4 protein-coding genes, 1 other RNA gene and 1 pseudogene are annotated in these 5282 nt (G+C 65.9%); 1 reads left to right on the forward strand and 5 read right to left on the reverse strand.

Annotated features, from left to right (window positions below; genetic code table 11):
* The 5 genes from U9977_RS02315 to rnpB form a co-directional block, all read right to left on the reverse strand.
* A partial coding sequence (locus U9977_RS02315; RefSeq protein WP_322747478.1) for a WD40 repeat domain-containing serine/threonine protein kinase occupies nt 1-1590 on the reverse strand: 1590 nt, incomplete at its 3' end.
* 179 nt (nt 1591-1769) lie between these two features.
* Nucleotides 1770-2792: a ParA family protein gene (locus U9977_RS02320; RefSeq protein ID WP_322747479.1), complete on the reverse strand. Its 1023-nt coding sequence runs from the start codon at nt 2790-2792 to the stop codon at nt 1770-1772.
* Nucleotides 2789-3658 (reverse strand): ATP-binding protein, encoded by an 870-nt coding sequence (locus U9977_RS02325; RefSeq protein WP_322747480.1) that lies wholly within the window; start codon nt 3656-3658, stop codon nt 2789-2791. The genes U9977_RS02320 and U9977_RS02325 overlap by 4 nt, the downstream gene beginning before the upstream one ends.
* Before the next feature lie 79 nt (nt 3659-3737).
* The gene (locus U9977_RS02330; protein WP_322747481.1) at nt 3738-3968 is read right to left on the reverse strand and encodes an RNA-binding domain-containing protein; all 231 of its coding nucleotides are present in this window, start codon (nt 3966-3968) and stop codon (nt 3738-3740) included.
* Nucleotides 3969-4423: 455 nt separating this feature from the next.
* Nucleotides 4424-4849, reverse strand: an RNA gene (gene rnpB, locus U9977_RS02335) — RNase P RNA component class A.
* A gap of 133 nt (nt 4850-4982) precedes the next feature.
* Here rnpB and U9977_RS02340 point away from each other — a divergent pair.
* A pseudogene (locus tag U9977_RS02340) lies at nt 4983-5282 on the forward strand (DUF1049 domain-containing protein); the annotation flags it as partial.

Genomic DNA, 5282 nt, shown 5'->3' on the forward strand with positions numbered 1-5282 from the left:
GTTGTACACATCGCCGGCGGCGGTTGCCACGATGCGCCCGCCAGGAGCGAACGCCACCGAGTTCACCGGGTCAGTGTGGCCGGTCAGGGACATACCCAGCGGGCGAGGCGCGGTCCGGTCGGTCACGTCCCACAGCCGCACCGTCTTGTCATCGCCGGCGGTGGCCAGGGTGTGCCCATCCGGAGCGAATGCCACCGACCGCACTATGCCGGTGTGGCCGGTCAACGGAGCGCCCAGCGGGCGAGGCGCGGTCCGGTCGGTCACGTCCCACAGCCGCACTGCGCCGCCCCTACCGGCGCTGGCCAGAGTGTGCCCATCCGGAGCGAACGCCACCGAAAACGCCCCACCGGTGTGGTCGGTCAACGGGGCACCCAGCTGCCGAGGGTCGGGGCGGACCTCAGCTGTGGGCTGCGACGAATCCCCGCCATGGGCGAGGGTGACCGCTAGGACGGTACCGGCGACCGCAAGCAGCACCGCGATGGCGGCGACAGGTAGGCGCCGGCGCCGCAGCCAGGTCAGGACACCGCTGGCCTGCCGGATGGGCGGACCAGCCGATGGCCTGCCCGACGGCGGCCGACCAGCCCTGCGGGTGGGTAATTCACTGCTGTCGGGCGGCGGTGTGGGGATAGACGGGGCGTGGGCCGCCTGAGTCGGGGCCGGCTGGGTGGGGGTGGACAGCGTCTCGGCGGCGGTGCGGATGTCATCATCGAGACGCAGCCTGATCCCGGCCCGGACCGTCCAACCCGAGCCGTAGACGACAGCCGCAGCCCGAGCCAGATCCAGAGCGAACGCGTGGGCCGACTGCGGGCGGGCCGCGGGATCCTTCGCCAACGTGCGCATCACCAGATCCGCCACCGGGGCCGGCACCCCAACCGGCGGCGACGGAAGAACATTAAGGTGATGATGGACAAGCGCCGGGGCCGGCAGCGCCGGATCAAACGGCGGCGTCCCGGCCAGCAGCTCATACAGCAACACCCCCAGGGCGTACAGATCGGTGGCCGGGCTCAGCCGGCCACCGAGGATCTGTTCGGGGGCCATATACCGCGGAGTACCGATAACCGCGCTCGCGGTAGTCGCCGATCCCTCCACGATTTTCGCGATACCGAAGTCGGTGACTTTCAGCAGGCCGGCGGTGTCGAACAGAATGTTGTCCGGTTTGATGTCACGGTGCAGCACCCCCCGGCCATGCGCACAGGACAACGCCGCAGCCACCGCCAGCCCCACCGCACACGCCGTCTCCGCCGACATACCCGCCCGCCGACGGGTCAACGTCCCCCCGCCCAGCAACTCCATCACGATCAGATGCAGATCGTCTGCGGCGACCGCGTCATAGACCCGGACGATATGAGGATGGTCCAGGGCTGCGAGTAACCGCGCCTCGGCGCGGCTCTTGTCCGCAGTCCCGTCCGGCCCGCCGGGCAGAATCTTGATCGCCACATCGCGGTGCAGCTCCCGGTGCCGACCCGCCAACACCAACCCGAACGCACCCGCACCCAGCTGGGCACCCAGCTCATAGCCGGGCAGCGCCGCCGCCACCCGCCCCTCGTTGACAATCATGACGCGGGAACTGGCACGCGCTGACCACGACATCCACCGGTCACCATTGCGAAACCCCCCAATACGCCCTACAACACCAAGCGTGATCCTAATGGTGCCCGACGCGACAGGGTCGCCCAGCCCACCGCCAGATCCACACGTCTGTTGGCCGACATCCCGCGCCGGCCGTCACCGAAAGATCGAAAACCGACCGACCACCCGCCTCCGCTGGGTCAGTTCTCGACCTGCACTGAGTCCAGCCTCTGCAGGAGCGTCGTCGCGAGCGACTGGAAGTCGTGGTAGCACCGGCTGACAAGCGTCTGGGTACTACCCAGCGCGCCGTCTGCGGTTCTCAGGTCGAACATCGGCTTGCGCGCATCATGCGAGAGCGGCATCAGGCTCTGGTAATTGCGTAGCGTTGCGATTTCATACGATCCGAGGCTTGTTTTCGCCTCCGGTTCACCTAGCACGTCCGACGCGAAGACCTGAGGAATGCGATCGAGCCATCGTTGGTATGCCTTGACGGGGCGGTCCAGGCGCATCGTCGGCTGCATAATGACGTAACCGAGGGGAGTCATTCGGCCAGGCGGTGCATCGATCCTGGGTGGGAGGTCCGGAAGTACCTTGTGGTGCCAGGTCGCCCGCCACGTCCGGAGGGTCGGTCCGAGGTTTCGCAGTCCCCGGAGAGAGAGCAGATCCGCCGCCAGTGGAACGAGCACAGTGTCAGCAGCAAGCAGAGCCGCCCGATTGATTGCGCCGAGATTAGGGCCGACATCGATGAGTACGACATCGGCGTTGACCTGTCGAGCGGCGACCTGAATAATCCGATGGAACGCCGTTGTCGTCCGCAGCGCTGCCGGGTCCCCGGTGACACCCTTGGACCAGGCTTCGCTCAAACGATCCTCGAAGGCGCTCAATGCCAGGTCACCAGCAAGCAACCAGAGCCCGTACGCGATCTGTTCGGGCTGACACGAACGAATGTCCCCCATGCCCTCCATAATCGGCCTGACGGCGGCGGCAACTGTGGTAGCGCTGTCAGCCTCGCCCTGCGCGGCCGACCATGTCGGCTCGTCGGGCTCCCGCCAGATCAGCTCGAGTTTCTCTTCGTCAAGAAAGGCTGCCGTCAGGTTTGACTGGGGGTCCAGGTCCACGGCAAGAACATTTTTCCCGAGCCGCTGAAGCATGTGCGCGAGGTGATAGATGAGGGTCGTCTTCCCTACGCCACCCTTGTTATTAAACAGCGTCACCGAGATCACGTCGCGCTCCCGATGATCACAATCCACGAGGCGTTATCGACGATGAACTCAGGATCGGGATTGCCGTTCCGCCTCAATGACGCCCGGATACGCCCGATACCACGGCCGAACTGGTTGACGTATCCCAGCGACTTCATCGCGGCGGCAAGCGAGGGGTTCCGGTAGTCGTTGACCCGGTCGAAGTTGTCTGACCGAACCTGGCCGAACGGTCCACCGGGATTGGTCACCTCGATCCGGTCGTCAAACCAGGCGACGCGGACCGGCGCATTCGATGACTCGTAGTTGCGGTGCATGATCGCATTCATGCACACCTCTCGGAGCGCCTCGATCGGATAGTCCGGCCTCGGCTCCTCGCGAAACCCGCTCACCTCGATCAGTCGGGTGTGCAGATGTCCCTTGAACAAAGTCTCCAGCCGTTCCGCCACGTTGATGACATTGATCCGGAGTTCCTGCTCATCCTGAACGACACTACCGACGTCATTCCCCTCGTACCGAATGAACTGGACGTACGCGCCGGCAATCCGAGCGCTCGGGTCCAGCCCGACAACGAGGAGGCCAAGGACGGTCGGGGTGCCATCTGTGTCGGCAAGTCGCAGTGACGCCAGATGCTGCTCGGTCGGCCTACCGTTCTCCTCCAGAACCGACAGATCGACCGCGGAGCGTAGGTAGTCCGACCGAAAAAGATCGAGATCGAGGTCGTCGGTGGTGCTGCCTGTGACGGGACGGACGTCGAACGGAGTTTCAAAGGAGCGCCTCCGCTCGGAGAGCACCCGCTCGTCGTCGCGGGTCGCCCTGCGGGTTGACGGTCCCGGCCGCACCCAGACGACGTTGTCGAACCGGACCGGTGGGGTCCGGGACGCACTCACGTCGATCTGGACGACCGGTTGCCCCTGAAATATGGCGCGACTCACCACGATCGAAGGCCGATCCAGAATCCTCCCCTCATCACGGATGCTGGTAAGCCCGAGCAGCGCCTGATCCGACCTGCTCGACCTGCTCGACCGGCCTACCAGACTTGTCGACGCCGATGATCAGGCATCCGCCGCCCAGTCCCGGTAGATCGTTGGCCAGAGCACAGATCGCCTCGCGGATGGCGTTACGGTCCTTGGCCTCCCGCTTGAACTCGAGGTTGGCGGTCTCCTGGGTACCCAGGGCCGTCGCAAGATCTGTTCTCATGACGCTGATTCTGTCCCACCCGTAGTAGGGAAACCTTGTCAGCAGGTGCCGCGTTGCCTCCGATGTCGCTCATCTCGGCTGGATCAGGGCGCAGCCCGTCGACAGGCCCGCCCGAAGGGGGCTCGTGACGCGACCGTCGCACCGTCAGATCGTCGGGCGCCAGCTGGGGAAAGGGAGACCTCAACGACCCGGCCGGCTCTCAAGGATGTGAATCTGATGCTTCTATCGCAGCATCAGATTCACATCCTTCAGCCTCGTGAACCGATGCGTTCTGGCCTGATCCACCAGTTCGCGCTCGCATGCGGACGCATGATCGACCTAATAGATCATGACCGTCCCACTTCCCGGGCCGTCTGTGGACCGTGACGTGCGAGCAGGACGGCCCGGTCACGACAGGCCACGAAAGGCCAGATGCCCAGGTCAGCGACATGATCCGGACATCGGCGCAGGTACGACGGATGAGTCGGCCGGTACGCCGGGTTCTGTAGGCCGGGCGCCTTGCGGCCCCCGACCGGCGGTCATCTATCTCGGGCTGGCGTTGCCGACAGCCTCCAGCGGTCCACCCGCAGGCTCGGGCGGGCAGCCCTCGAACGCCTGCGCAGTTCCCGGGCCTCACGGCCCCGGAACCTTTCGACCTTGCTCCGGGTGGGGTTTACCTAGCCGCCCGGGTCACCCCGGGCGCTGGTGCGCTCTTACCGCACCGTTTCACCCTTACCGGCATCCGAGGACACCGGCGGTCTGTTTTCTGTGGCACTGTCCCGCGGGTCACCCCGGGTGGGTGTTACCCACCACCCCGCCCTGTGGAGCCCGGACGTTCCTCGGCGGCTCCACCGCAGCGGAACCGACCGCAGCGGAACCGACGCGACCGCCTGGCCGACTCATCCGTGATCCTGAGCATATGACACCGCGACCGGGTCCGGCCTGGCGTGACAACCACGTATTGGGATACTGCGTGTCGAAGACAGCGCAGACCGACTGTCGGGTCGCTCATGACACAAGGGACGGGGATCGGCCTTGACGACGCCCGGAGATCAATCCGCCAGGAAAATCGACTACACCCGGCCGGCTGTGCCACCGGCTGGGAGCGCCCCCCCGCCACAGCCCAGCGGACCGGGGCTCGCCACACCAGGCACAGCTACACCAGGCGCGGCTGGACCCGGCACCGCTGGACCCGGCGGGACGGGCCCCGCACCCGAGTCGGCCGCGCAGCGCCGAGGCGTCGGTTACACCACCTACGCGGTTACCGTTGTGGTCCTGCTGATCGCCATCGCCGTGATCATGTTCGTGCTGAAGAACAACGCCCGGGTCAACATC

Origin of the sequence: Protofrankia sp. Cas8, assembly GCF_963555845.1 — a bacterium.
GTDB lineage: Bacteria > Actinomycetota > Actinomycetes > Frankiales > Frankiaceae > Protofrankia.